Source organism: Ligilactobacillus agilis, from assembly GCF_025311475.1.
Taxonomy (GTDB): Bacteria; Bacillota; Bacilli; order Lactobacillales; family Lactobacillaceae; genus Ligilactobacillus; species Ligilactobacillus agilis.
This window is the reverse complement of the sequence record NZ_CP104397.1, coordinates 422,675-449,659: the sequence shown is the minus strand read 5'-3', so window position 1 is coordinate 449,659 and position 26,985 is coordinate 422,675. Positions and strand designations below refer to the sequence as shown.

The window sequence follows — 26,985 nt, the reverse complement described above, 5'->3', positions numbered from 1 at the left end:
CACTTTCCTTAATCCTTAACTTAACCCGGCCACAATTTGGGTTACCATCAAGTCGATATCACGCTTCTCATTATAGGCTAAGTCGGGGGCTAAAATAAAGCGTTGGCTAAAATAAGTCACAAGCGGCCCGAGGATTAGCCGGATAATCACTGCCGGCTCATAGTCAGGGTGGCGGTGGTTTACTAAGGTCAAAAAGCGAGTAAATACTTCACCATTTGCCTTTAAAGATTGGCTAAATCCTTGACTGACGAGCGTTCTGACCTTAGGTTTCGTTAAGCCTTCCTGCAGTAAAATCCGCAATAATTGCTGGTTGGCCTTCATAAAGGCTAGGCGGTCGGTAACAATCACGCGAACCAAAGCGGGTAAGGCCACCTTGTCGCTAGCAACCACTTTGGCTAAAAATTCAGCCTGAAGTTGTGGGAGTAAATCATTGGTAAGTAATTCAACTACGGCTAATAGGAGCTGCTCTTTACTAGGGTAATATTTAAAAATTGTCCCCTCGCTAATGTGGGCCCAGCTCGCAATCTGGGCGGTCGAAGTGGCATCATAACCTTGCTTAGCAAAGAGCTCAATCGCCGCCAAGAGGGCCTTTTGTTGCCCTGGAGTTAGTTTTTTTCTGGCCACCACTTCTTGGTAGGTGGCTAATATTGTTTTAACTGTCACACACTGCACCTTCCTTAAACTTTGCGATAGCGTTTCAAACCTAAAATATTAAGCCCTAACAGGCAGACTAAAAAGCCTACTAAAACTAACAAATCCCCACTGACCTGGCGTAACGTCGCCCCCTGCATGATAATTTTACTTAGGGCATCCCCTGCGTAAGTCAAAGGTAAAATCCGCCCGATAACCTGTGCCCAGGGCGCAAGCGAAGCTAGGGGGATAATGCCGGAAAAGAAGATTTGGGGAACAACCACTAGGGGAATAAACTGCATCATCTGAAACTCCGAGCTAGCAAAAGTCGACAGTAAAATGCCAAATGCTAAGGCCACAAAGCCTAAACAAACAGAGACCACCACTACTGCTACCAAGCTCCCGACCACCTCTATCTTGAGGAGGTAAACACTCACTAAGGCAATTAGGCTGGCTTGCAGGCAAGCGACTAACCCATATCCCAATGTGTAACCATAGACTAGCTCACTGCGCTTAATCGGCGTCGCCAACAGGCGGGCTAGCGTGCCACTTGTTCGTTCCTTTAGCAAGGCCAGGCCTGAAATTAGGAAGACAAAAAAGAAGGTAAAAAAGCCCATCAAAACGGGGATTAACTTGGTAAAAAAGTTAGTCTGGCTATCACCATACTGGTAGTGGTTGACCACTACTGGCATTTTAGCTTGCAAGCTTTTTTCACCCCGGCCTAAAGCTAAATTAGCTTGTAGGCCAGCCAGCTGCTGACTTAATAAGGCTTGCTTTAGTGCCTGCTTGGTTAACTGGGTTTTGCTAGCATCCAAGTTGGCATAAGTGACCGTATACTTATCAGCTTGGTAGCTAATAACTCCGTCTAAGCGGTATTTTTTTAAGTCCGCCCGGGCTAAGGTGGTCGTTTGGTAGTTCTTGACGCTAACCCCCTTTACCTTAGCTAACTTCTCACTGAGAGCTGGCTCAAGCCCACTTGTTCCTAGTTTAACCTTAACGTCGGTACTGGCCGCAAACATTAGGTTGAGCAAAAATAAAATCAAGACGGGGGCAAAAAATAATAAGGCAAGCGTCCGTTTATCCCGCAACAATTCTAGTAAGACCCGCTTAGCAACTACAATACTTCTCATTTGTCCTCACCTTCTGCTTTCAAAAAGACTTCCTCAATCGTTGCCACCTGATACTTTGCTTCTAGCTGGTCGGGGGTATCAGTGGCGATGATTTTTCCCTCAAACAAAAGCGCCACCCGGTCCGTTAATTCTGCTTCGGACATTACGTGAGTGGTTATTAAAATACTAGTTCCAGCCGCCTTTAACTTAGCCAACTCAGCCCAAATTTTTTGGCGCAAGGCTGGATCAATCCCAACCGTGGGCTCATCTAAAATCAATAAGTCCGGCTGACCTAACAGTGCGAGGGCTAACGACAAGCGGCGCTTCATCCCGCCCGAAAAGCTAGCCACCCGTTGTTTTAGCGCCCCGCTTAGTTCAACTACCGTCGCCAAGTGTTCAATTTCCTTTGCAAGTTGCTGGTTACCTAACCCCTTCAACTTGCCAAAAAAGCGGAGGTTTTCTAAAGCGGTGAGGTTTTCGTAGAGGGCATCGGTTTGGGCCATGTAACCAATTTGGCCTAATAACTTTCGCTTGGGCATCACTTGACCTAAAACCAGGGCCTGGCCTGCATCTGCCTTTTCCATGCCTAACATCACCTTAATTGCCGTTGACTTGCCGGCCCCGGAAGGTCCAATCAAGCCGACAATCTCACCGGTATTAACCGTCAAATCAACTTCACTTAGTACTTCTTTAGGACCAAAGCTTTTCTTAACCCCGCTAAGTTGGATTCGTTGGGTAAATTCTCCCATCACAATCACCCCATTTATTTTTAGCGAGTAAACACTCACCTGTTAATTTGTATTTTAGTGAGGATTCACTCACCTGTCAAGTAAAAAAATACTAGCACCAAAAAGTGCTAGCACCGGCCTATAATTCAACTTGTAAGCCACCCAACTTGCGGTAATAGCAATCAAGGGCAGCTTGATCGAATAAAACAAACTTGATTAGCTCAAAGGCACCGGGGTTAGCCTTAACGAAGGCCTGCACCGTCGCGAGGGCAATTTGACTAGCTTCCTCTAGGGGGTAGCGGTAAATCCCCGTCGAAATCGCTGGAAAGGCAATCGTCTTGAGGCCCGTTTTTTGAGCTAACCGCAGGCTATTTTCATAGCAAGCAGCTAACAGGTCCGCTTCACCATGCGCGCCCCCATTCCAAATTGGACCCACCGTATGAATAACGTATTTATTCGGCAGGTTATAGGCCCCGGTAATCTTGGCCTGGCCGGTCTGACAACCATTAAGTTGCCGACACTCGGCTAACAGTTGGGGGCCGGCCGCCTTGTGAATCGCTCCGTCAACCCCGCCACCGCCTAAGAGGCTCTTGTTAGCCGCGTTGACAATGACTTCCACGTCACCTTGCTTAGTAATGTCGCCCAAAGTTAGGGCAATTTTAGTTTGGACTTGATTCAATTTAGCCAACACCTCCACTTGTAGCTGGGCAATTTCTTGGCGAAGTTTTGCCCCCTTAAAACGCCCCGCCTGCTCGTCGACATAGGAATAAAGTTGGGCCTGGTTAATGTAATCTAAAGCCGCTAGCTCGTTAGCCTCTACCCCGAGGCCCTGGTGGTAGGCCCGGGCTAAGCGGTAGTAAATGTCGGCCTTTAAGTCGTCATCACTACCATCGCGGGCTAGAAAAATTTCGGCTTGCCGGTAGTACTTAAAGGCAATCTCCATGTTAGCAGCCACAAACTGCCCGTGAAAATAGGCGTCGCCTAACTTGTAGCTACCGTTAGGGTTCGTAGCCAAGGCCGCCTGGGTAAAGCAATAAAAGGCTTGCTCATAGTCAGGCTGCCCTAGCCGGCCGTAAGCGTAAATGTAGCCCAGGTTACAAGCAGCCTGACTGCTACCTAGAGCGACTGCTTGTTGGTAGTATTCCCTAGCCAATTCATACTCCGCCCTATTATAGGCTTGCGCACCTAATTTGAGGTAAAACTCAGCTTCATTTTCTGGTTGCTTGCCCTCCGGAGTTACTTCTTGGCGTTCCCACCAATCAAGTTGCTCCGCCTCATTGGCCCGCCGTAACACCTGCTTAGTTTGCAAAAGCGGGTAAGGCACCTTGGTGGCCGGGTAATTTGCACAAGCAACCACTTGACCCACCTGCAAGTTATTATTGGCCCCCACCGGCACAATTACCAAGTCGCCTTCCTTCAGACTTTCATCGGCACTGAGGTAGTGGTAGGCTTTTTGACCCGGGTGAAAGCAAACCTGGCAATAAGAATAGTAACTAGTTGGGCCTAACACCTCGCTAGCATTACTTACTGGGGCGGCTACGTCATAACAGACTTGATCCGCGGCAAAAAATAAGGACAGCTCATCTGCCTGATAGGCACTTTGACTTTGATAGACAATCAAGAAATTTAAATCCGCCCTAAAGCGCTCGTCGACGTCGACATAGGCCAGTGGAATCAAACTACCCTGGCCACTAGCTACATGGTCGTCTAATTCACCGTTATCGACCCGACTAACTAGGCCAACCACCTTACTAGCCACAAACCAACTCGCACCGCAAAAGAACTCATCTGATAAATTATCGTCGAAGCTCACGTCTAAATCAGCCCACTCTGCTCGCAAAAGCAACTGCCGGTAAGAAAATTCAGCTGGCAAGTTGGGCCGGAGCAGATAACATTTTTCAATTGGCGGGCGCTCACTTTTCGCTAAATACTCATTAGTTTCCTCTGTCAACTCCTTGACCGTAAAATCATGGCGCTGACCATCTGCTTCTAGGTAAAAAGTTCCTACTGGTAAGGCTAATTTTTCCACTACTATCACCTACTTACTTTAGAAGATTGTCGTGTCGCCCATTAGTCGTATCTAGGTAGTGCTCACTGTATTTAGGCGACAAGAACACCTCCAACATGGTTTCCATCCCGGAAGCAAGCTTAAGCTGCTTTAAATCCGCCAACTTAGTCCAAAAGATGTTGCCTTCCCGTGAAGACTTGACTTGACCACTAAAGGTCTGGGTCTTATAGAGTAAAACCAGGTAGCGGCTGCCATCTGCTTCCAGCCAATCTTTGATACCACACAGTTCCAGTTGGCTAACTTTTAGCCCGGTTTCTTCCCAAACTTCGCGGACGGCCGCGTCGACTAAGGGTTCGTCTGCTTCAACATGCCCACCCGGAAAGGTAATCCCCGGCCAAGTTGGATTTAGGCGGTCTTCGACTAAGACATTACCGTCCTGGTCGTAAATCATCACCATGTTAGTTAAGGTTGTTGGTATTTTTTTATGCTTCACTTACAATTCCCACTCTCTCATTTTTCTCAATTATAACACCTAAACCAACAAAAAAAGCACCAGCTAAAAATGCTCGTGCTTTAAATCTACGAAAAGAGGTGCAACAATAAATGTAATCCAAGGGCAACGCAAATAGCCGTTACCATCACTAATTTTAATTGCAAACGCCACTTGGACTTAGCGGCTTTATCACCTGACTCTATCTCAAGAATCTGTGCTTGTGTATCATCTACTTGTTCTTGCAAGTATTCTTCTTGGTAGTGTAACTCCTGTAAAGTCGCTTTGCTCAGCTTATATGAACGCTGCGCTAATTTTTCGTGAACTAAATTTAGCTCAGTCGTCTGTGAACTCAACTCCTGCTGCAGCTGCTTTATCCGCCTTTTGTTACTCATAACGGTAGCTCCTGTTCAAACTAAATTTCCATAACAAGCAAGGTCATTAACCTAAATAAGACGCTCACCGTTAACCAAATACACACTCTAGCATGAAGCAGGGACGTTAGAACGTTTACGTAGTTAATTATTAGGGTTATGATATCATATCTTAAAAATAATTAATAGTTCCTAAAGTTTTAGCTAAAAAATCCTCTATTCTTTAACTAAACAGCCAATCATCAAGCCACCCTTTTCTGCATAGAAGCTGCACAGGGCATTACAGTTGCCAATTTCAATCTGGCAAGTCGGATATTTGGCTAAGACTAAGTCTTTAAAAGCCTTTGCCCCTTCTAGATTGTCCGCGTGGTCAATAACTAGGTGCTGACCGTCAAAGTGATGTTGCTCCAACAAGGCCAGGAGGTTGTGGCGGGCCTTCTTCGCACCGCGGGCCTTACCTAGCTGTTCAATTTCACCTGCTTCATTAGCCCAGCCCAAGACGTTAATCTTTAAGACCTGGGCTAACTTAGCCACCGTTTTATTAATCCGGCCATTGTTGGCGAGGTTGGTCACCGACTGTAGGCCAAAGAAAATCTTGGCCCGGTCAATATACGCTTGCACTGTTTCCACCACTTCTTCAAAGGCTAGGCCCGCTGCAATCAGCTGACTGGCCTTGATAGCTGCCATCCGCTCGGTTGGTCCGGCTGCCTTGGTATCAAAGACCGCAATCTTCTTATCACCATCTTCTTCTAGTAACATCTGCTTAGCCGTTTGGGCTGCGTTATAAGAACCCGATAAGGCGCTAGAAATCGTAAAGACGTAAACCTCATCGGCGCCTTGCATTGCCGCCAAATAACTATCAACGTTGGGACAGGAAGTTTTTATCGGCCCGGTTTGACCAGCAATAAACTCTGCAAAGGCAGCCTGGCTAAAGCCCGCTTCGTCTAAGAAAGTCGCGTGCTGTCCCAGTAACGACAAGGCTACACTTTGGTGCTTAATTCCAGTTAATACGGGGGCAAACAAATTCGCCGCCGAATCCGTGATTATTTTTTGCATTTTAATTTTTCTCCGTTTATTTCTAGAATTCACATTAAGCTTAAAATATACTAGAAACTTTGTCAACGGTTTTTGAAAAACTTATAAAAAGTTATCTCTTGCCAAAAGACGACCTTTTCCCTTATAATTGCGCATAGTGGGGGAATTTTATGGACAGAGAAACTAAAATTAGTCAAAGCGTCAGCTCCTTTCGGCTACCGCGCTACGAGCAGTTACCAGAAGTCGAGCTTTACCTAGACCAAACAACCGCCTATATCAGCGAACGCTTAGCGCTTTTAGGCGACGTTAAGTTAACTAACTCTATGATTAGTAACTACGTCAAGCACAAGCTCATCCGGCGGCCGGTCAAAAAGAAGTACGCCGCCGACCAAATCGCCGAACTCTTCTTTATCGCCGTCGCCAAAAATGTCATGCAACTTAACGACTTAAAGGCGGCCATCGAATTACAGCGCCAAAGTTATTCAACCGCCGTCGCCTATAACTACTTTGCCGCCGAATTAGAGAACATCTTGCCCTACGTCTTCGGCCTCAAGGAGCAGTTAGCCGACGTTGGCCACGATAACAGTGAGTACCAACGCATGTTGCGTAACATCATCATGGCGGTTTGCTATAAGGCTTACATCGACAAATACTATGGCGATTTACAAGCTGAGCTTGCCCAAAAATAAGAGCGCATCTTCAGGAATAATTTCCTTGAAGATGCGCTCTTATTTCGCGGGCTAACCCTAATTTGTTAGAGGGGCGTAGTTAATGTTTGCTTAGACTGTAGCCATTGCCCGTTCGTAGGCTTTGACGGCCGCTTGTTTATCTAACTTGAAATTTTGAACCAAAAACTCAATAATTTGCTCTTGACTTAAATTAAGCTTGACTAAGCCCTTGATAGTCTGATTTTCCTTTTCCTCACGAACATAGGCACTTTGGCGGGCAGCGTATTCTTCGATAGTCATATAGGTTTCCCCCTTCTCAAAGGGGCAGTTATTTTCATTAAAATTCCTCCCAATTTGACTTACCCTTAGCCTAACTCCAAGTCAAGGCTTATTTCTAAACTCAGATAATAGATTCCTACGAACTTGATATATAATAGTGTCATATGACGGCATATCAAATCTTGGGTCTAGCACCCCTGCTCGCAACTTACTTCGGCCAACCCATCCACGTTAAAAAGCGAACGTCCATCGTTAAGTGACGACTTTCTCCGGGACAACTTTACAGCCGGTTCGGCAGTTGAGCTTTCTATTCGGAAACTTTTGTTAATGGTCAACCTAGAATTACAAGGGCCATTTAACTGGGCATAATCCGATGCCCTCTATCCCGTCCGCAAAGGCATTCGGGACTACTTTTTTGATGATTTGTAAGGCGCTGTTAACGTCGGCGCTGATTAAAGAATCCGAAGCCGTGCAATTACTAAGTTTCTGGTGCCGCACTCCGCAACAAATGCGGCGCTTCATTGGCATTATCTTAAATGCTAAGTACCGAGTTGAGAAAAATCACAAAGATATTGGTGTCATAATCCCACTTGATGATGAGGAACTGAAACCTTTAATGACTAAAGCCTTGAGACGCTACTTTAACGCCCTGAGAAGCAATGAGAAGCACATCAAGAATGTTGAGAACTACTTATACGGCACCATGCCAAACCTATTTGGCGTTTGGTGGAATGAACAAGCGGCTAGAGAATATGCGGCCAAACACCCCGAAGAACAGAACACTGACAATGGGCGTTCTTGGAATTAAACGCCATATTAGCTCGTTTAAGCCGTTTCAAGTGTTACATGTAATTATATTAAAATCGCTTAGAAGCAAAAATAGGCACCTTGAGTGGCTGAATTGGCGATGACTGAACTAAGGGAATGTGAAAGGAGCTTTTTAATGGAGGCCCAAGAAATGGATAAGTAACGTTTAGATAATATTAAATTTAATTTATGGGGTTAGAAATTTTATGATTGTACAAAATATTTTAAATGAAATAATTAAGGAACTGAACGGGATACCTGGCATTGTAGGGGTAGTTTTAGGAGGCTCAAGAGCAAGAGGCACTAATCACACCACTTCTGATATTGACATTGGAATATACTATGATGAATCGGCAGGTTTTAATGTCAACGATGTTAGTAGGGTTGCTACTAAACTGGATGATGAACATAGAGAGAATTTAGTGACATCTTTAGGCGAATGGGGTGCTTGGGTAAATGGTGGTGCATGGATTATTGTTCAAGGTCATCACGTTGATTTAATATTTCGTGATATCAATAGAGTGGAACAAATCATTGGTGAATGCTTGTTAGGTAACGTTTCATCTCATTACCAGACTGGACATCCACATGCTTATCTAAATGTTATGTATATGGGTGAAGTTTCCATCTGCAAAATACTGGATGACAAAACGAATCGAATTGCCAAACTAAAATCCAAAACCATGCCATATCCAAAACCTTTAAAAGATGCAATAATTGGCTACTTTATGTTCGAAGCATCCTTTTCTTTAATGTTTGCCAAAAATAATGTTGATAAAGATGATATTTCGTATGTTACAGGTCATTGTTATCGAACCATCTCATGTCTAAATCAAGTCTTATTTGCTCTGAATGAAGAATATTGTATCAATGAGAAAAAAGCAGTTCGAATAATTGACGGGTTTGATACAAAGCCACAAGGCTACAAGAAAAGAATAGATAAAATTATCACATTGCTTTCTTCAAACATAGATAGCACAAGACGAGGGCTTGAAATACTTCAAGAACTTATTTCTGAAACAGAGGTTCTATTAAATAAATAGGTTAGGTAGATTGTAAAAAACCGCCTGTACTGAATTAGATCAGTGCAGGCGATTTTTTTAATCTATCAGCTGACGTCAACTTTCATCTGGTAAAAAGCCGTGTTCGACAATCAATAACTGGCGTGCCATCGTCTCAACCACGGACTGCAGATCTTCAAACTTGCGATAATGGCCACTGGCAATGAGTCTGGTGGTGACCGCCGTTTGTTGGGCGATTAAGGCAGAAACGACACCGAAAACGTCATCGACTGACAGGCCCTCACGACGAGGCAGCTGTTCAATTTTCTCGCGAAAAATGCGATCGGTTTCAGCGGATATGGCAGTTGTTTCTTGCTGCACTTGTTGTCGCAACGGTTCGGGAAAATGCGGTAAATCAGCATAGGCTTGCATCATCAAGCGGTATTCAGCTGGGAATTTGAATTGTAGTTTCAACTCATACTTAACTGCAGTGGTCATCATGGCAGCCAAGCCAGGGGCATTCTGCCACTTTTTAGGGTCCATGTGATCATAAATTCGATGATAGGCATATTTGAAAGCGTCAAGATACAGCGCTTGTTTATTGCCAAAATAATGGAAGAGCAAGCCCTTAGATACTTGTGCTTGGTTGGCAATCTGATCGGTTTTGCTCTTGATGAAGCCTTGCTGGCCGAAAATTTCCGTCGCTGTTTTGAGGATTCGGGTGACCTTTTCAGGATCTGTCACAACATTTTTCATAGGCTCAAATCCTGACGGCGATAACCAGCAATGCCAAGAATAAATAATACTATAGCGCTAACAACCATCACGATTAGCCATGTTTGATCAACGTTTTCAACCGGTACATTGGCAATCCAGCCAAAAGGTGTGAAGTTGCCTGCGTGTTTTGGCAAATCAAACAATCCCCGGAAAATTTGAACGATCAGACCGGCTCCCATATACAGCCAGAATAGACTGCTTAAGCGTGGCCACAGACCGACTAGTGCGATGCCAAGGGCGATAAACGATATCACAGCCGGAACGCTAGCCACGAATAGGCGACCGAGGTACTTGAGCGGCAACGGGTGACTGAGAACAGTGTTCCCAGTGAAGAACAAGGCCAGCAGCCCAGCAGAAAGGACGAACACGCCTGCCAGCAGACCAAAGCAATAGTAGCTGACACTGATCGTGGTTCGCGTTGGCTTTTCGGCATGAATGACGCTCAAGTAACCAAGGTTGTCATCGCGTTTGAGTCGGAATGCCACTTGGACGCCAGCAGTCACGGCTAATGCGACGAAAATGCCGAGATACATGCCTAAGAATGACAGGACCATGGTCTGATTGGCAGCGTTGATTTGGCCAACATCTAGTATTTTACGATAAAGCGGATTCGTTTTAAGAATGTCGCCAACGCCGCCGAGCACACTACCCATGACGCCGCCAAACACCACGGCGCCGATTAACCACCCAGCAAATAATCCGCGCTCAGTTCGCCACAGTAAGGCAGGGATCGAGCGAAGCCAGCCGGCAGCTTTGGCTCGGCCGGTGCGTTCAGCAATAATCCCGGCGCCCAGATCGCGGTTGCGGGCAATCATGGTGGCGCTGGCCGCAAGCAGAATGCTGACCAGTAAGGCCAAACCTAAAGCCCAGACGTTGTTATCAGTATAGAAGTTTGCTTTTTCGAACCAACCAATTGGTGATAACCACGTCAGATTTTGATGCTGGATATCGGTGACCAGCCGAACCAAATAAGCGGCAGTCAGCACCATGTAGCTCAACATATTGGCTGTACGTGTGTTATTGGTTAGTTGCGCGAATAGCAACGCAATGGCTCCGAATAGCAAGTTGGCGATCACCATCCCCAGTGAAAACAGGAAGTCACCGTACAAGTCAGTACCACCCATGTTGACAGCGGCCAACGAGACAAAATAGAGGATACCCATTATGGCACTGTCGATGAGAAGCTCAAGCGAAGCGGCGGTGATGGCAGCCGTTCGCCCAACATTGCGAGCGCGAACCATTTCGAGCAAGCCACTTTCTTCTTGACCGCGGGTGTTGCGAATCATCAGCGGCATAACCCATAAGGCCTGCAAAATAATCATGAAGACGACCATCACACCAGCAAACACAATCGCTGTGTTATACGTGTCCACCTTTGGCATCGCGCCAAACATTGCCGCCATGCCCGGCGCTTGCAGCATTTTGACAATCTCTTTAGAGCCCGAGGCCCCGCCTGCAAAGGCTGCTTCCAATTTGCCAGCACCACTGGCAATCATCATGATCAAAATGACAAGCCAGATGAGTGAAAATTTTAGATTTTGTTTGAGGTTTGCCCGAAGCAGATAACCTGCGTTCCGATTACTGTGCCGCATGAGTCTCACCTTGCTTTCCATAATAACGCAGGAATAAATCTTCCAGCGTTGGCGGCGTTGATTGCATGTCGACCACGGTGTTGGCGGCCAGTGTGGTCATGATGGTGCCAAGCGCGTCTCGATCAGCGGTGAAAACCGCCTTGGTGTGCTCGGAATCGCGATAAGTGAGGTCGTGAACGCCAGCTTGCTTTGCCAAAGCAGTCATTGGGGTAGCGGTGGTGACTTCAATTTTGATCCGCGATAGATGCCGTAATTGATCAAGATTGCCGCTCTCAATCACACTACCATCACGGATGATAACAATTGAATCACACATTCGCTCGACTTCGGACAAAATGTGGCTTGATAGCAGCACACTTTTACCGGCTCTTTTCAGTTTTAAAACTTCTTGCTGGAAAGTCTGTTCATTTAATGGATCAAGCCCAGAAGTGGGTTCATCAAAAATATACAAATCGGCATCTTGCGACAACGCAGCAATTAACGCTACTTTTTGACGATTGCCTTTTGAATAGGTACGAGCTTTTTTCTTCGGATCAAATTCAAAGGCCTTGATTAGTTCATCGGTCTTTTGATTATGCTGGCGGCCATTTAAACGTAGCAATAGGTCGATAATTTCGCCGCCAGAAAGATTTGGCCATAAATAAACGTCCCCAGGAATATAGGCGATGCGTGGATGAATCGCCGCATCATCCCGCCAGGCATCTTTGCCGAAGACGGTCACTGAGCCGCCACTCTTTTTTAATAAGCCTAAAATAACTCGAATGGTCGTGGATTTGCCGGCCCCATTAGGTCCTAGAAAACCCAGAACCTGACCGGGTGCCAACGTGAAACTGACATCTTTTAATGCGGCAAACTTGCCAAAGTTTTTTTGAAGATGGTCAAGTTCGATAATAGCTGTTGTCATTTTTGTCATCCTCCTTAAGGTCAAACTTGAAACACGTTTTAATATGTCGGTATCTGATCAACCTTTTCGCTTACATTATAGTCGCGATTGACTGACGAGTCAACGAATTATTGACTCGTCAGTCAATTTTTTTGTGACGCGATTGAGATCTGCGATAAAAATGAACAGTTCACCATTCCATTCAGATAGGTCTGCGTGCTGATTTTAGCAATTTATGCACGAATTTCAGGATTGATAATGTGAATAACCGAAAACAACTGCAAGTACATTGAACTCGCTGTATGTTGTGCCACATCCAGCAATGTTCGAATGGTGGCGTTGCTTAAATGCTGCGGCTTGAACTGGCGGATGGAACGATGGTGCAGTTGGTGACGAAGGGGGTCATTGAGATCCAAGTGGGGGTCACTCCTTGTTAACAGCCGCATATTTAAGTTCTAGCGAATAATTTCTCCATGTATGTGACTCTTTTAATCCATCTATACCATTACTTTTGTAAGAACTAATCCAATTTTTCAATGTAGAAATTATAGTCCCAAATTTTCCAGCTACTTCGGTGTAGGAATAATTTCCAGATAAATACATCTCAACGGCTTCGATACGTTGTTCCCACGTAAAATTTATTCTTCCTGACAATACAAAAGCTCCCTTCAGAGCAAGATACAGAATTTACATATTTCTGTGTCTACTCTAAAGGGAGCATACCAAACCATGATTTCTAGCGTTTTGTAAGTTTTGAGGCTTTTTCCCCAGCCTCCTTATAGGCTATAAAAAGAAACGGAGTAATAAATCCAACAAGATAGCGACACTAACAGCTATTATCATCACCAATTTTAAACAAATTTTTTTGGTTGATTTGTCACATAACTTCAATCTAGATAACTGCGCTTGTGTATTATCCACTTGTTCTTGCAGATATGCTTCTTGATAATACAAGTCTTGTAAGGCGGACTCACTAAGCTTGTAAGAGCGTTGTGCTAATTTTTCATGAATTGAATCTAACTCACTCGTCTGCCTAGTTAATTTATGCTGAAGGTATTTAATTTTTTTATTGCTCATAACGGTTGCTCCAATTTTAGTAATTCCTCAGTAATAACAAAGGCTATTAACCAATAAGACGCTCACCGTTAACCAAATACACACTCTAGCATAAAGCAGGGACGTTAGAACGTTCACATAGTTAATTATTATTAATATAGTACCATACCTTAAAAATAATTAATAGTTCCTAAAGTTTTAGCTAAAAAATAAGTTATCCTCTTACCAAACACCCTATCATTAAGCCACCGTTTTCGGCATAAAAGCTACAAAGAGCATTACATTTTCCAATTTCAATCTAACAAGCTGGGTATTTTTTTAAGACTAACTCTTTTAAAGCCTCTGCCCCTACTTGATTATCGACGTGGTCAATGACTAGTTTTTGACCATCAAAATTATGCTTTTCTAATAAGGCTAAGAGGTTTTGACGTGCCTTTTTAACTCCCCTAGCCTTACCTAATTGTTCAATTTCCCCTGCTTCGTTCGCCCAACCTAAGACATTAATCTTTAAAACTTGGGCTAACTTAGCCACTGTTTTATTAACTCGCCCATTATTAGCTAAGTTCGTTATCGACTGTAAGCCAAAGAAAATTTTGGCACGGTTAATAAATTTTTGCGTTCTTGTTACCACTTCTTCAAAGGCAACCCCTTAGCACAAACTTTGGCTAAAAGTAACGGGATTACCATTAACTGGATGAATTGGTTCTTAGGTGCGCTTTTGCCTGGATTATTGTCCCTAATCATAGTCCCCTGGTTGATTTACAAGTTGTATCCGCCAGAAATTAAGGCCACCCCGAACGCTAAGGCCTGGGCCAAAGACCAACTGGCTCAAATGGGGCCTATCAGCCTACCCGAAAAAATTATGGCCGTCATTTTTGTCTGCGCCTTAATTTTATGGATTACTGGCTCTTTTCTAGGCATCGACGCTACCCTCGCTGCCTTTTTAGCCCTCGCCTTGCTGCTAATCACCGGGGTCTTATCCTGGCAAGATGTCTTGGCAGAAAGCGGGGCCTGGAACACCCTTACCTGGTTTTCTGTCCTGGTGATGATGGCCGGTTCCCTAAGTAGTTTGGGCTTTATTCCCTGGCTCAGCAAGGTAATTGGTAACTCCCTAAGTGGCTTGAATTGGTTTTTAGCACTGGTGCTTTTAATTGGCGCCCTCTTTTATTCCCACTACCTCTTTGCCAGTTCCACCGCCCACATCACCGCCATGTACGGGGCCTTTCTAGCAGTAGCCTTGTCCCTTAAGGTGCCACCCATGCTCGCTGCCCTCTTACTGGCTTACTTTGGAAACCTGATGAGTTCAACCACCCACTATGCCTCAGGTCCGGCCCCAGTCTTATTTGGGTCCGGTTATGTTCCCCAAAACAAGTGGTGGTCACTCAACTTTATCCTGGGAATTTTTTACCTGGTCGTTTGGATTGGGCTAGGTTCTGTTTGGTTGAAAGTCTTGGGGATGTGGTAACACCAATTTATACTTACGTCTTGCTTTTTATGGCTGTTATAATTAATTTACCTCACTAGAAAGGGTGAATTAAGTGACACCAACTCCAAAACGCAAACGTTACCTGTGGGGATGTTTGCTGACACTGGCAGTCCTGATTGGGCTAGCTGGAATAACCCTCCACGTAAAGACCTACCAACCCACTGCCAGCGCTAACCAAGCCAGTCAAGCCGCAACGGTTAGCAAAAATGTGACCACCTTTAAGGCGAAAAACAGCAAGCTGACGGTCGTTTTTTATCCCGGTGGCTTGGTTGAGCCCGCTAGTTATTCCAACTGGGCTAGCCAACTTGCCCAGGCGGGCTATACCGTCAAGATTGTCCACTTTCCTTTAAATCTAGCGGTGCTTGCCCCTAATCAAGCTAAAAAAGTAGTCGGTCCCCACGAGCAGTACGTTATCGGGGGGCACTCGCTTGGGGGAGCCATGGCCACCCGCTACGCCGCCCAGGCAGATAAAAAGAACTTAAAGGGCGTCTTTTTACTAGCCGCTTACGCCGACCAAAAGGGCCGCCTCGACCACAGCAAGCTGCCGGTCCTCTTAGTCACCGCTAGCCGTGACGGCGTCTTGAATTGGTCCCACTATGAGGCTAATAAAAAGTACCTACCAAGGGATACAACTTTTACGACCATTAGCGGGGGCAACCATGGTGGTTTTGGCTCCTACGGTCACCAACAAGGTGATAAGGTCGCCCACATCTCTAATACCACCCAGCAAAAACAAGTCGCCCACCTGCTTATTAAGTGGCTCAAGCGTATTAACTAAAAACCAGCTAGCAGTTGTCAGCTCAACCGCTAGCTGGTTTTAAAATGTAGTCAAAAAATCAGTGACCGCCTCTTGGTCCATTAAGTTTAAAGCAACTTCCTTAGCAGCTTCGTCCTTAGCTAACAACAAGTTCTTAACCCGCTCATAACTGGCAGGGTAGTCATTACTTCCTTCCGCGGTAAATGTTTGCTTACGGCCCTGGTAGTAACAGGTCAGCGACCACTGGGTCCCATCTAAGATTTGCGGATTAAAATACTCACGTTGCCAGTCTTCTAAGTGACAGGCTTGCACCGCGGTTAAAAACTGCTTTCGCTCTAGCTCGTTAACCAGGCAAGGGGTCCCTTCTATTAACGAATGATGTTGTTGTAGCAAAACCACTTTTTTAGGCAAAATCACCGCCAACCCCGTCGCATAATCACCCGGATATCCGCCCACGCTGAAGCGCAGTTCCTTAAGCTGAGACCAGTTAGCTAAAAAGGTCCGCCGCCGTTTTTCATCTTGACGCGCTAGTAGCTCTAACGGGTCGCGCTTGGTTTGCTGCTGGTAAGTAGCTATTAATTCGGCCAACTCCTTTTTTAAAGGCGCCGTTTGGGTCTTAAAGAATTCGTCTGCCTGCTATACAAAATGTAGAATAACATAGAAGAGCGTGTAGCTTCTTCTACATTATCAGAAAGAATATAGTTTTCCTTTCCTAATTTTATTTACTACCGTCAACACCAGTATTCCCATATCCCAACTTGGGGGTAATGACAGTGACTGACTCTTGTAGCTTAAGGGTGTAGCCCACCCCGTTAATTTTTACAGTAAAGCAAGTAAGTTTCTCACGGCATTTTCGTCTCGCTCCATAACTGCCCCGCACTCATAACAAATATACTCGTTATGTTTTGTTTTGTGTTTCTTGTTGCCGTCAAGTCCGACTTTATCTTCACCAGTCTTAACATGACCACAAGCAGAACAGCGCTGGGTACTTGGATAGTAACGGTCCGCTAAGATTAACTCCTTGCCATACCATTCACACTTATATTTTAAAACTTGCTTGAAATAGCCAAACATTGACCGGTGTAAGCCTTTGGATGCGACATGACTCATCTGCATTTGCTTGACAGCCAAGTCTTCGATGGCAATCCGGTCATAGTCGTTAACTAACATAGTGGTAAACTTTTGAACAATATCGTGTTGGATATTGGCAACCCGACGATAATCACGTTGTAACTTGGCTCTCGTCTTAACGTAATTATTTGCTTGGGTCGCTTTCTTTCCATTTGCCACTCGTTTCCTAGCTAAGAGGCGTTGGTAATGCTTAATGCGTTTGTACAAAGCCTTTAAGTTGTTAGGCAAAGTCTTGACTTGACCTTCGGTATAGTCAAAGTGACCAACGTTAACGTCAACGGCTGTCTTTTGCCCAGTCTTAGCTTGCTTCGTCACCTTAACTTCAAAGGGTAAACTCGCCCAGTACTTACCGTTTTCACGGTAAATCGAGACGACTTTTAATTCACCTTTTAAATCATCAGCACCCTTAAAGCTAATATCAGCCCAGCTTTTAACCCCATGCGGCTTATCCAACCGTAACTTACCGTCAACAATTTGAGCTCGGTCAGTTTTAAAACCCTGACGAGCCGTCTTTTTAGACTTAAATTTTGGTTTACCCCAATCCGGTAATGACTTCTTAAAGAAGTTTTGCCAAGCTTTACCTAAGTCAGAAATGGCTAGCTGTAAACAACGAGCCGACAGTTGGTACTGCCAATCTTCCTTGTTGGCGACTAACTCATCGCGAACCTTACGTGCGCTTGGACGTAACTTCTTGTCGCCTAAAATTAAGGAAACATCATACATATCATTCCATAAAGCTAAGCCTTGATTCCAACAATATCTGCGATAATCGCATAAATCATCAAGGACTTGTTTCATGGTTTCGTTAGGATACAGTCTAACTTTTTGTACACGTAGCATTAAACTCACCTCCTGTTACAGAGATGATAACACTTTCTTAAGCAAAATTCAAAACATAAGTTCTAAAAGTTATCAATCTCACATTTTTACTTTCTGATTGATTATCTTAGATGGTAATTGATTAGGTTTTAATATATTTTCGTTAACAGTTAAATCACTCCCCCAATCATTGCTTATTTCTTAGTCCCATTTTATCACCAGCAACTTTACCAAAAATAATTTCTTTATTTTTATGTAAAAAATACTTTTATTTATATAAAAATAGTGCTACACTTGTTTAAAAGTATTTTTTACTTTAATCACAAGGAGGAATCGTTATGATTTCATGGTGGCATGACCAACTTTTTAGTAACTGGAAAAAATTTGAAATTGGCTACATTAGCCTCTTACTCGCATTACAGGTCGGCGTCTACTTGCTCGCCCCCGATAGCTGGATTGGAATGTTTTCTGGGATTTTTGGAACCCTCTGTTTAATCTACGGAATGAAGGGACGCAAGGTTTCCTTTATCTTTGGCTTCTTTCAATGTTTAGCTATGACCTACGTTGCCTGGATTAGCCACGCCTATGGTTCATTTGCCATGGACATTTTTTACGTCATCTCCCAACCAATCGGCTGGTTCTTATGGGAAAAATCCAGCCTTACCAAGAGCTTACCTAAAAAGCAACGCCAATTGTTATTTGGCTTTGCCCTACTAGCCTGGGGGATTGGTTGGTGGCTACTAAGCCTCCTCCACGGCCAACTGCCTTACTTTGATTCCATCAACTTCGTTGTTAGTTTCATCGCCCAGATCCTATACATCTGCAAGTTCCAAGAAAACTGGTCCCTGTGGATTGTCGTTAACCTAGCCAATATTATTTACTGGGGCATCCTAGCTTACCAACTACTGGTTGGTGCAACTAACATCGGGACCTTCGGCGCAGCCCTCTCTCAGGTTGCCCTCCAAGCAGCCCTGCTCTTCAATTCACTCTACGCTACCAAAGTCTGGGCTAGTGGGGAAGCCGACTACGAGGGTGGCACTAGCAAGCAAAACTAAGTTTCAATAAAAAGCACTTGTCAACTGTGGTAAGTTAAACCAACAGTTAGCAAGTGCTTTTGCTTGTAAGCTTTAATTTTCCACCCGGTCTAAATTCTTCCAGCCATAACGCCAAATCGAAATCAAGACCGAAATTGAGGTCGCCAGCTCATCAAAGATCCCGGCCCAGGACCCAACCGCCACATCATAAATTATCCACAGTGGCGAGTTTACGGTCAGCCCCACCATCCGAATCTTGCGCGGATTATGGGTGTAGCCCCCAATCGTGGCCGCAATGTTAGCCACCACCGGCAAAGTCGACCACCAGTTAGCCCAGGTCGCATACAGTGTCAGCAACTGCAAGCAGCAAATGAGACCACACATCCACTGACTACGCAAAAAGGCCACCCGACTCCCTAAACAAAAGGACCGCACGGTATTTAGGACATAACTCACGCCCCCGGTTATTGCCCCCAAGAGCAACAAGTGGGTCGTATAAAACAAATAGGATGCGAACTGCATCTGAAATAACTTCTTGTTATCCCGGCACTGGTAGGACAGGAAAAAGACAATCGTCCCCAAGAACCCCACCGCCTGAATCAAGACAAACTTCGTCACTGTAACCCTTCCTCTAATAAAAATATCAAGCTGTAACTTGAAAATACGAAATAATCAATACAATTTGCCATTTCGTAAAGTCCTGTCCCATTTTACCACAGGTCTAAGTGCGCAAGCTATTTTCTTCAAGCTAAGATTAGATAAAGAATATAAAAATCTAAATTTTTGATAAAAATTTCTTTTTAGCTATTAAACAAAATATTTTTTCGACCGATTAATTTATGCGGGGGAAATACACGTAGCTACTAACTACCTTTTATGTGGTTTTTTTGTTACGTTAGTTTTTACCGCCCTTCCGGGCGGTTTTTTAGAGTTTTGTAATTCCTTAGTACAGCTGTTTTCCATGGATATAACGGTTTTTCATTAAACTTTGTTTAAGTCTTCTAACCGTGCTTAAGACCGCCGTTTCGGCGGTTTTATAGTATTTGGTAAGTCACTTGATATAACCGTTTTTCATTGAACTTTGTTTAAATCTTTCAGCCCTATTTAAGACCACCCTTTGGGTGGTTTTATAGTATCTGGTAAGTTCTTGATATAACTGTTTTTCATTGAACTTGATTTAAATCTTCTAACCGTGCTTAAGACCGCCGTTCCGGCGGTTTTATAGTATTTAGTAAGTTACTTGATATAACCGTTTTTCATTGAACTTTGCTTAAACCTTTTAGCCCTGCTTAAGACCACCCTTTGGGTGGTTTTATAGTATCTAGTAAGTTCTTGATATAGGTTTTTCATTAAACTTTGTTTAAGTCTTCTAACCATGCTTAAGACCGCCGTTCCGGCGGTTTTATAGTATTTGGTAAGTTACTTAATTCAAAGACTTTACCGCAAATAAATTTCAAGGAGTGAGTAAAATGGCAGATAATTTTACCAACGATAATAATAACAATAATGATGACGACATGTTCAACTTTTTAGGGATTGAACCCTTAGAAGATGATAGTGACGATGACGATAACAGCACTGACAATAACGACGATAGCATCGCTCTCTTCACCGACGAGGATTTGAAAAAGGTCCTAACACCTAAACAATTGGAAGAATTAAACATTAAAGAGAACAAGCGTCGCAGAGATATGGGCTCATTTAGTATTGAAAAAGGCTTGCCAGAATGTTTATCAGACTTAGGCAAAAACCTCAATGAAGAAAAACCAGTAGTCTTTTTCCGCGATGAAGTGATTTCAGAAATCTTACAAGGCCTTTCAACCAAAAATCACTCCAACATTATGCTAGTCGGTCCAACGGGTGTAGGCAAAACAGCAATTATCAAAGAAATTGCTAGACAACTTAAATTATATAAAAGTATGCCACAAAAAATTCTAGGCGATGACACATTCATTGCGGAATTACAACTAGGTGGCTTACTTGCTGGTACGAGATACCGGGGGGATCTTGAAGAAAGGATGCAAAGAATTATTACCTACCTCCAAAATAGCGCTAACCAAGTAATTTTATATATTGATGAAATCCATCAATTAATCACTAACCGTAATTTAAGCGAAGTGGCTGAACAAATCAAACCACTGTTAACCGATGGCAAGGTTCAAATCATTGGTTCAACCACTACCCAGGAATACCGTTTCTTACAAAAGAATCCCGCCTTTAACCGTAGATTCTCGGAAGTCAATGTACCCGAATTAACTCATGAACAAACCTTCAATGTCTTACAGAAGTTAATTCCCCAATACCAAGATTATTACGGTTATGATACCAGCCTCAGTGATGCTTTCTTAGAACAGGTTATTAACTTATCGGAAAAGCATAAAATCTTCCTGGCTAGCAATCAACCCGATTTGGCAATTAGTCTCCTGGATAGAATTCTAGCTTTAAGCCACTTCAAAAAACTTGCTAACCAAGACGAACGTCCAATCCAGTTAACTAAAGACTCAGTAGAAATTAAGGAAATTGAGACTAAGTTATTGAAAAAGCCAGCTAAACAAAAGCTAAATCTCAATAACTTTAGGAGCCTACTGAATAAAGAGTTAATCGGCCAAGTTAAAGCCAAGCAAGAGTTGCTCAGTGTGGTTAAATCATTGATTTTAAACATTAGACACAGTGGTAGACCACAATCACTGCTATTTGCTGGGCCTAGTGGAACCGGGAAGACTCAGGCAGCTAAAATCTTGACCAAATTCTTGCTTAACCGAGAAGACTGTTTGATCAACATCAATATGACCGAATATTCTACCGACGACTCCATTTATAAACTGATTGGAAATATTCCTAATCAATACGATAAAACCGCACAAGTCTTGCCGTTGGATAGCCTTAAAAGCAATCCTTACCAAGTCATCTTGCTAGATGAGTTTGAAAAGGCCCACCCAACCGTCCAAAAAATCTTCATGCAAGCCTTAGATGAAGGTCATATTAGAATGAACGACGGGAGCCAATTGGACTTCAGCCAGGCAATCGTTATCCACACCTCTAATGCCGGTAGTGAAGAATTTAAGGACGAACAAAAACACATTGGCTTTGTTGAAAGCAAACTAGCAGACCAAGATTTAAGCCGGATTCTAAGTAAATATTTCTCACCAGAACTACTTAACCGAATGGAGCACGTTGTCAACTTCAACCCCCTAACTAAAGCAGAGTATCAACAGATTCTGCAATTAGAACTAGTTAAGCAATTGAAACATTTACGTACCAAAAACGATAATGTCACCATTGTTGGGGCAATTCCAACTCAGGCAACTAACACTATTCAAAAATTAGCTGATAAAACCTATGATCCACTAAAAAATGGTCGGCCAGCTAAACGGGTCATCAATGAGTATCTTGAAAACCTCATTTTTAAGCAAGTCGATTTCACTTTAGACTGCAACCAGATTGATTAAAAAACATAACTAGACTTATTACTTAAATAGCAAGTTCGATAGTGTTAAAATTAATGTTGTAATTTTCTTCAATCGCCATCATGTATATACATCTTTAAAAAGGAATCTAAAAGAAAATAAACTTGCTATTCTAAATATTCAAATCTGTGAAAGAAGGAATTTAATATGTTTAACAAGAAGAAAAAAACTGACAAAAAAGATAAATTACTAGCAGACTATGAACCCCAACTAATTTCGCGTGATGAAGCACAGTTTAGATTTTTTACTGTTCTTTTTTATTATTGTACTAAGTTCTTTATCCTATTAGGGATAGTACAATTATTCTTATGGGTTGGTTTGAAGTGTAAGTTTGATGTTACTGGGTTATACCCTTTGTGGGTGACAATAACATTTTATGCAATTGTTTATATCTTTTTACGGATTGCTGATAAAATACTAGATATTTGTAATCCATATCGAAGAACATTAGCTGAATGGAAAGCCGATGATGAATACAATAATCAACATAAATAGCTTAGCATTACAAGTCTCAAAAAAACTCTGGGTGTGACCGATTCGCACCTGGAGTTTTTTCGTTTTCTAAAAAATAAATTATATCAAAAGACTTTCGCATCAAAATATTGGAAAAAGATGTCCCCAAAGTTTGGGACAGAGCTAGATTTACAAAGGAGATTAAACAAATGAAAGTAAAACTCACAAATACAACTATTAATTATGAAGGCGAATTAACAATCGACCCCACCTTTTACCATGACAACGAGTATACCATCTGCAAAATGTTGGAAGAAAATCCAGGATTCAAAGTAAAAAGCGATGACGGAATGGGCTTAAAGCTGACCTTTAAAACCAACTTATTATGGGATAATGATTACGAATTGGCAATTATTGCTATTTTTACAGAAAACATGTTCAAAAATGACTTTAGTTTCGAGTATAAACATCAAGACATTCGCAGAGAAGAAGTCATCTTAAAACCATATACAATCTTTTTATTCTCACTAATCAACAACTTACGCCAAAATCCTTTTGAAGTTAAGTTAAAAGGATATTTAAGTGATGTGCCTAGCAGAGAAACATATATGGAATACAAATTTTATCCAAGGTTCAGACTAGTACGTCCAAATCACATTTCTTACACAGCAGCAGGTTTAAACGCTGAGCATGATGATTTTGATACATTTAAAAGATTCTATTTACGCGGAAAGGAAGTCGACGATCGAAGACTATTAAAGTTAGCTAAATATGATAATTATCCAGATTATTTTTCATAATATAAATAAAGTAGCGTACAGTTGAAATTAAACTTTAGCTTGTGACTACACCACAATAACCCAAAGGAAAACAACTCCTTTGGGTTATTTTTCAAACCGAACAAGCAAAAAATCATCGGAGCTATTCACTTTAACGAAACGTAGCTCCCCCCATATCCTTAATAACTTTTTCTAACTTTGCTAACTCTTTAGCCGTCAATAGTTCTGATTTAGGCACCACTAAAGAACATATATGTTGGTATCAAGTTGTTCCCGGATAGCAAATTTTCTACTCCTACTCAGGCCGGTGTCGCTAATAAAAATATTTGGACCACAGCAGAAATTGAAGGTTGGGCTTTTCGTGATGATCTTGTACAAGCCGGTTCTAGAAATTGGGGTAAAAGCTCTGCTAATGCTATTCTATATAGTGATTTAAATGATATAAATGTTTTATTACCATTTTTCTAATAAAAGTTACCCCTATAAAAACTATACTTTAAAAATGGGATCTCCACAAAACTCTGAGTGTGAACGATTTCGCATCTAGAGTTTTTTCATTTTTTATGAACAATCTTCTAAAAAATAAATCAAAGTAAAAGACTTCTGAATCGAAGTTTAGAAAAAAGGACTCTAAGAAAAACACACTGATTTCTTAGAATCCTTTGAAAATAATGCACCCTAAGTTTTGAACAAAGCCAAAAAATGCTCTCACTAATTTTACGAAAACACTTCTGTTGGCACTACACTGAGCCTATTCTCTAAATTTAATTTATTAACAATACTTCCACCGTGTGTGTCACTCAATGTTGTACCGTAATCAGTCAACAAACTATACATTTTAGTAATAGCTTCTTGTCGTTTGATAACTTTAGTTTCTTCATCTTTTCCCTGATAATAATAGTATTCTATTTTACAATTTGAATGATACAGGTTATTCTCATCAAATAATGCCTCAAAATAAGAGTAGTCCGCTCTTCCTAAGGAATGCCCATATATTGAAATTAAATCTACACCTTCATATCCAGTCGATTCTCTAATTCCGTTTACATTATTCTCAATTACCCTATATGGTTTAGTAAAGGAAATTCTTAAATCCGTTTCATTGGTTTCATTTACAATGTCATGGTTATCAACTCCAAAAATGGGAGCTGGTAATCCTAGATCTCTATTATAATCTGTTTTATCTTTAATAGCATTTGGTGTTTTAAAGCTCACTACTCCATGAATATTAGACCAAGAATTTATTCTACTATCTTCTATAACACTTCTAAAATTTTCATCTAACGAATAATTGAAACTTAACACATCTATTTGTTCTATAGCATTAGTATCCATTTGCATGTAAGGAAGGTATCTAGAAATACCTTTCAATAAATCTACAGCATTACTTATGTACTCATCATTTCTATTCAACTCAAATTGCTCTTCTATAAACTTAGCAAAAATCGTTTCAAATTTTTTTAATTCACTTAAAAGTTCAGTTGCCATTCCAGCAACGTCACCTTTCTTTCCAATTCGCGAAATATGAGAAACTATTTTATTAAAAAATTGTTTACCATTGTCTTTACCTACTATTGCACTCTCTTTATACGAAACTTTAGACTTAAATTGTAAAGAAGTCGTAAGTACAATAGAAACTACTTCATAAATTATAGATTCTACATCTTGCCATTCATACAAATTAATGTCTTTTCCTATACATACTTGAGCAAATAAAAAAATTACATCCCATCTATTTAATGTATCATTACTACACCATTTCTTAGAACAAAGTTTGAAATAATCACAACTATTGGAGATTGTATAATAAGGATCTCTTGTCATTTCGTTGATATCCCTTAAAATTTTATTTCTCTTTAATTCTAATTTCTCTTTCATTTCTTTAAAACTCTCAGCCTTACCATCACAAAATAGTTCACTGAAACGTTGTAGGAAGAAGTCTGAATATGAACTCTTCAATCCACACGACAAATCAAAACCATTCCCTAAGACAATTAATTGTTTCAAATTTACATATCTTCTTTCTCAATATTAGTTACTAAATTTCAATAATATAGTTAGTTTAATAGTCAAGCTTACCATTTGCTTTTTTCTCTACTGATAAAATAAAATCTGCCATAGTCGTCGCAGAATTTACAGCTAAGCGAGCGTGGTGCTTATCGATTGTTAATCTATTCTCACCAACACCATGTGCATCGCTACTTTTATTACGCATTTCAGCAACTGCTGAAACAATATTCTCTAACCCAGATAATAACATCTTTACTCGTCTATCTGCTTTTTCATCAATATGCATTCTATACTCATTTTTTACTTCTTTATAAAGATTCTTGATATTTCCTTTATTGTTTGCCTGAATATTTCTCTGTTCAAGAACAAAACAAAAGGTTTCTTCTAAAATGGTTCTCGCTTGGGTTAATGCACTATCATAATTGCTACGTTCAATATTATCAATAGCATTTTCAGCTACTCTTTTTATATAGTCACGATTTATTGTAGGTATATTTTTTAACGACAATTCTATTTCTTCTTTGTTTCTTGAAACAAGAACTGCCTTATCGTTCTTAATTACTAGCTCCTTACCGCTATAATGAAGTAAACTATTAATTCGACCTATTGCTGATTCAACAGACCTTTTATAATATTTCTTAAACTCCTCATTAGTCAAAGAACTTGGAATGTATTTACTAAAATTTGATTCGTCGAACAAGTAAGAAAGTACATCACTTATATTACTTGACCCAATACCAAGGTCTATCAAATCATACATATATGACCATCTAGACTTCATACCTTCATACTCCAGTGCTAAACCAAAACGTTTACCTACATCACAAATAGCAGGACCACTTAAATACGGCATTGACATTTTTTGCCTAGAATTGAAATCACCAAATTCTTCATCACCATCTAATACAGCAACTATTTCTTTAGTTTTTAGCGACTTATAATCATCTAAATTCATATTGACTTCCTTTCTAACTACTTTAAATATACTTCCATTACACACTTCCTACATCCAGCTCCCTTACCTTCTCCCCCTTCTTCATGCGCCAGACTCTGCGGACTTGGGACAACTCTAGCTGCCAAAAGCAGGCTTGGACGTAGGCGCCGTTTAGGGTCCAGGGATCGTGGCTAGGGGTGATATCGAAGATTTGTTGCAAGGAGGCTTCCTTGACTGCTTGTTGGTCCTTTTTTGTGAGGCCATCGAACCAAGCGTTTAGTTTCTCCCATTCTTGTTCGTTACTGGCGGGAGCAAAGTAGCTATCGCCTAAGACGAAGTGCCAACTGTCAAAATCGCTTAGGAGAACTTGGCTGTCGTCAAGTTCGAGTTCCAGGCAGACTTGGTCGGCATAGTCGCGGTGCTCACGAAAGTCGGGGCGGGTATGGGAGAAGGCCCGGGCACGATACCAAGCCCAGATGGAGGTTTGGATTTGGTCATTAGGTGGTCGCCCGACTTTAGCCTTCAGCTGTGCAATCATCCAGGCATAGGCGGCTTGAAAGTCAGACTCCTTTAAGTTGCAAGACTTGTTGGGGTCACAATAAAACTGGCCCTTAGCTACTAGCTCCTGGTAAACACTGTAGGGTTGGATTGTCCAAATAATCATATTAGCCTCCACAA

Annotated in this window: 28 protein-coding genes and 4 pseudogenes; 10 read left to right on the top strand and 22 right to left on the bottom strand. The window is 42.0% G+C overall.

The features are described from left to right. Nucleotides 1-15: 15 nt before the first annotated feature. The 8 genes and pseudogenes from N4597_RS02140 to N4597_RS02105 form a co-directional block, all read right to left on the bottom strand. On the bottom strand, nt 16-663 hold the full coding sequence (locus tag N4597_RS02140) for a TetR/AcrR family transcriptional regulator (RefSeq protein WP_056976796.1): 648 nt from the start codon (nt 661-663) through the stop codon (nt 16-18). A gap of 14 nt (nt 664-677) precedes the next feature. Next, nucleotides 678-1,760 carry an ABC transporter permease gene (locus tag N4597_RS02135; RefSeq protein WP_260904390.1) on the bottom strand — a complete coding sequence of 361 codons (1,083 nt, stop codon included), beginning with the start codon at nt 1,758-1,760 and terminating at the stop codon, nt 678-680. After that, the gene (locus N4597_RS02130; protein WP_167589271.1) at nt 1,757-2,488 is read right to left on the bottom strand and encodes an ABC transporter ATP-binding protein; all 732 of its coding nucleotides are present in this window, start codon (nt 2,486-2,488) and stop codon (nt 1,757-1,759) included. The genes N4597_RS02135 and N4597_RS02130 overlap by 4 nt, the downstream gene beginning before the upstream one ends. A 118-nt stretch (nt 2,489-2,606) precedes the next feature. Then, nucleotides 2,607-3,146 carry an O-acetyl-ADP-ribose deacetylase gene (locus tag N4597_RS02125; protein WP_225427512.1) on the bottom strand — a complete coding sequence of 180 codons (540 nt, stop codon included), beginning with the start codon at nt 3,144-3,146 and terminating at the stop codon, nt 2,607-2,609. Nucleotides 3,147-3,389: 243 nt separating this feature from the next. Further along, nucleotides 3,390-3,761, bottom strand: a pseudogene (locus N4597_RS02120) (tetratricopeptide repeat protein); the annotation flags it as partial. 748 nt (nt 3,762-4,509) lie between these two features. Next, a complete protein-coding gene (locus N4597_RS02115; protein ID WP_050611820.1) occupies nt 4,510-4,932 on the bottom strand; it encodes an 8-oxo-dGTP diphosphatase in 423 nt (140 codons plus the stop codon). Between the two features lie 122 nt (nt 4,933-5,054). After that, nucleotides 5,055-5,360, bottom strand: a complete 306-nt coding sequence (locus N4597_RS02110) for a hypothetical protein (RefSeq protein WP_172586397.1) — start codon at nt 5,358-5,360, stop codon at nt 5,055-5,057. Between the two features lie 195 nt (nt 5,361-5,555). Further along, nucleotides 5,556-6,395 (bottom strand): DegV family protein, encoded by an 840-nt coding sequence (locus tag N4597_RS02105; protein ID WP_260904385.1) that lies wholly within the window; start codon nt 6,393-6,395, stop codon nt 5,556-5,558. A 149-nt stretch (nt 6,396-6,544) separates the two neighbouring features. On the opposite strand from N4597_RS02105, the gene N4597_RS02100 reads away from it, so the two are divergent. Next, nucleotides 6,545-7,063 (top strand): DUF1836 domain-containing protein, encoded by a 519-nt coding sequence (locus N4597_RS02100; protein ID WP_260904383.1) that lies wholly within the window; start codon nt 6,545-6,547, stop codon nt 7,061-7,063. Nucleotides 7,064-7,153: 90 nt separating this feature from the next. Here the strand turns inward: N4597_RS02100 and N4597_RS02095 are convergent, their stop codons facing one another. Next, the gene (locus N4597_RS02095) at nt 7,154-7,342 is read right to left on the bottom strand and encodes a hypothetical protein (protein ID WP_089144292.1); all 189 of its coding nucleotides are present in this window, start codon (nt 7,340-7,342) and stop codon (nt 7,154-7,156) included. A 436-nt stretch (nt 7,343-7,778) separates the two neighbouring features. Between N4597_RS02095 and N4597_RS02090 the strand changes: the two are divergent. Both N4597_RS02090 and N4597_RS02085 read left to right on the top strand, forming a co-directional pair. After that, a pseudogene (locus tag N4597_RS02090) lies at nt 7,779-8,129 on the top strand (replication initiator protein A); the annotation flags it as partial. Nucleotides 8,130-8,334: 205 nt separating this feature from the next. Beyond that, a complete protein-coding gene (locus N4597_RS02085) occupies nt 8,335-9,171 on the top strand; it encodes a nucleotidyltransferase domain-containing protein (protein ID WP_089144293.1) in 837 nt (278 codons plus the stop codon). 75 nt (nt 9,172-9,246) lie between these two features. On the opposite strand, the gene N4597_RS02080 is transcribed toward N4597_RS02085, so the two are convergent. From N4597_RS02080 to N4597_RS02050, 7 genes and pseudogenes are all read right to left on the bottom strand, one after another. Next, nucleotides 9,247-9,885, bottom strand: a complete 639-nt coding sequence (locus N4597_RS02080) for a TetR/AcrR family transcriptional regulator (RefSeq protein WP_003708736.1) — start codon at nt 9,883-9,885, stop codon at nt 9,247-9,249. Beyond that, complete coding sequence (locus tag N4597_RS02075) at nt 9,882-11,498, bottom strand: ABC transporter permease (protein ID WP_013085964.1); 1,617 nt, start codon at nt 11,496-11,498, stop codon at nt 9,882-9,884. Before N4597_RS02075 ends, N4597_RS02080 begins: the two co-directional genes overlap by 4 nt. Next, nucleotides 11,485-12,402 (bottom strand): ABC transporter ATP-binding protein, encoded by a 918-nt coding sequence (locus N4597_RS02070; protein ID WP_003570727.1) that lies wholly within the window; start codon nt 12,400-12,402, stop codon nt 11,485-11,487. Before N4597_RS02070 ends, N4597_RS02075 begins: the two co-directional genes overlap by 14 nt. Before the next feature lie 129 nt (nt 12,403-12,531). After that, a pseudogene (locus N4597_RS02065) lies at nt 12,532-12,797 on the bottom strand (nitroreductase family protein); the annotation flags it as partial. 7 nt (nt 12,798-12,804) lie between these two features. Next, entirely contained in the window at nt 12,805-13,035 is a 231-nt protein-coding gene (locus N4597_RS02060) for a helix-turn-helix domain-containing protein (protein ID WP_167589275.1), read from the bottom strand. A 129-nt stretch (nt 13,036-13,164) separates the two neighbouring features. Next, nucleotides 13,165-13,458, bottom strand: coding sequence for a hypothetical protein (locus tag N4597_RS02055; RefSeq protein WP_167589276.1), 294 nt, complete (start codon nt 13,456-13,458; stop codon nt 13,165-13,167). 277 nt (nt 13,459-13,735) lie between these two features. Next, complete coding sequence (locus N4597_RS02050) at nt 13,736-14,068, bottom strand: DegV family protein (RefSeq protein ID WP_260904360.1); 333 nt, start codon at nt 14,066-14,068, stop codon at nt 13,736-13,738. 9 nt (nt 14,069-14,077) lie between these two features. Here N4597_RS02050 and N4597_RS02045 point away from each other — a divergent pair. Then, nucleotides 14,078-14,902 (top strand): annotated as a pseudogene (locus N4597_RS02045) (DASS family sodium-coupled anion symporter); the annotation flags it as partial. Between the two features lie 73 nt (nt 14,903-14,975). Then, nucleotides 14,976-15,701, top strand: coding sequence for an alpha/beta hydrolase (locus N4597_RS02040; protein WP_260904358.1), 726 nt, complete (start codon nt 14,976-14,978; stop codon nt 15,699-15,701). A gap of 39 nt (nt 15,702-15,740) precedes the next feature. On the opposite strand, the gene N4597_RS02035 is transcribed toward N4597_RS02040, so the two are convergent. Both N4597_RS02035 and N4597_RS02030 read right to left on the bottom strand, forming a co-directional pair. Beyond that, nucleotides 15,741-16,268, bottom strand: coding sequence for a hypothetical protein (locus tag N4597_RS02035; RefSeq protein WP_260904355.1), 528 nt, complete (start codon nt 16,266-16,268; stop codon nt 15,741-15,743). A gap of 231 nt (nt 16,269-16,499) precedes the next feature. Beyond that, a complete protein-coding gene (locus N4597_RS02030; RefSeq protein WP_260904352.1) occupies nt 16,500-17,651 on the bottom strand; it encodes an RNA-guided endonuclease InsQ/TnpB family protein in 1,152 nt (383 codons plus the stop codon). A 317-nt stretch (nt 17,652-17,968) separates the two neighbouring features. Here N4597_RS02030 and pnuC point away from each other — a divergent pair, with 317 nt between their 5' ends. After that, complete coding sequence (gene pnuC / locus N4597_RS02025; protein WP_089144301.1) at nt 17,969-18,685, top strand: nicotinamide riboside transporter PnuC; 717 nt, start codon at nt 17,969-17,971, stop codon at nt 18,683-18,685. A gap of 72 nt (nt 18,686-18,757) precedes the next feature. Here pnuC and N4597_RS02020 read toward each other — a convergent pair whose 3' ends face one another. Further along, nucleotides 18,758-19,282, bottom strand: coding sequence for a YgjV family protein (locus tag N4597_RS02020; RefSeq protein ID WP_211097636.1), 525 nt, complete (start codon nt 19,280-19,282; stop codon nt 18,758-18,760). A gap of 851 nt (nt 19,283-20,133) precedes the next feature. Between N4597_RS02020 and N4597_RS02015 the strand changes: the two genes are divergently transcribed. From N4597_RS02015 to N4597_RS02000, 4 genes are all read left to right on the top strand, one after another. Beyond that, nucleotides 20,134-22,113, top strand: a complete 1,980-nt coding sequence (locus tag N4597_RS02015) for an AAA family ATPase (protein WP_260904349.1) — start codon at nt 20,134-20,136, stop codon at nt 22,111-22,113. Between the two features lie 165 nt (nt 22,114-22,278). After that, nucleotides 22,279-22,626: a hypothetical protein gene (locus N4597_RS02010; protein ID WP_101811437.1), complete on the top strand. Its 348-nt coding sequence runs from the start codon at nt 22,279-22,281 to the stop codon at nt 22,624-22,626. 167 nt (nt 22,627-22,793) lie between these two features. Next, nucleotides 22,794-23,384 (top strand): hypothetical protein, encoded by a 591-nt coding sequence (locus tag N4597_RS02005; protein ID WP_225439506.1) that lies wholly within the window; start codon nt 22,794-22,796, stop codon nt 23,382-23,384. A gap of 246 nt (nt 23,385-23,630) precedes the next feature. Next, nucleotides 23,631-23,831, top strand: coding sequence for a hypothetical protein (locus N4597_RS02000; protein ID WP_260904344.1), 201 nt, complete (start codon nt 23,631-23,633; stop codon nt 23,829-23,831). Nucleotides 23,832-24,080: 249 nt separating this feature from the next. Here the strand turns inward: N4597_RS02000 and N4597_RS01995 are convergent, their stop codons facing one another. From N4597_RS01995 to N4597_RS01985, 3 genes are read right to left on the bottom strand one after another with little or no spacing between them, the layout of a single operon-like run. Beyond that, nucleotides 24,081-25,370: a bacteriophage abortive infection AbiH family protein gene (locus tag N4597_RS01995; RefSeq protein WP_260904343.1), complete on the bottom strand. Its 1,290-nt coding sequence runs from the start codon at nt 25,368-25,370 to the stop codon at nt 24,081-24,083. Between the two features lie 55 nt (nt 25,371-25,425). Continuing rightward, nucleotides 25,426-26,328 (bottom strand): abortive infection family protein, encoded by a 903-nt coding sequence (locus tag N4597_RS01990; protein ID WP_260904342.1) that lies wholly within the window; start codon nt 26,326-26,328, stop codon nt 25,426-25,428. Nucleotides 26,329-26,365: 37 nt separating this feature from the next. Further along, nucleotides 26,366-26,971, bottom strand: coding sequence for a DUF3841 domain-containing protein (locus N4597_RS01985; RefSeq protein ID WP_260904341.1), 606 nt, complete (start codon nt 26,969-26,971; stop codon nt 26,366-26,368). Between the last annotated feature and the right edge of the window lie 14 nt (nt 26,972-26,985).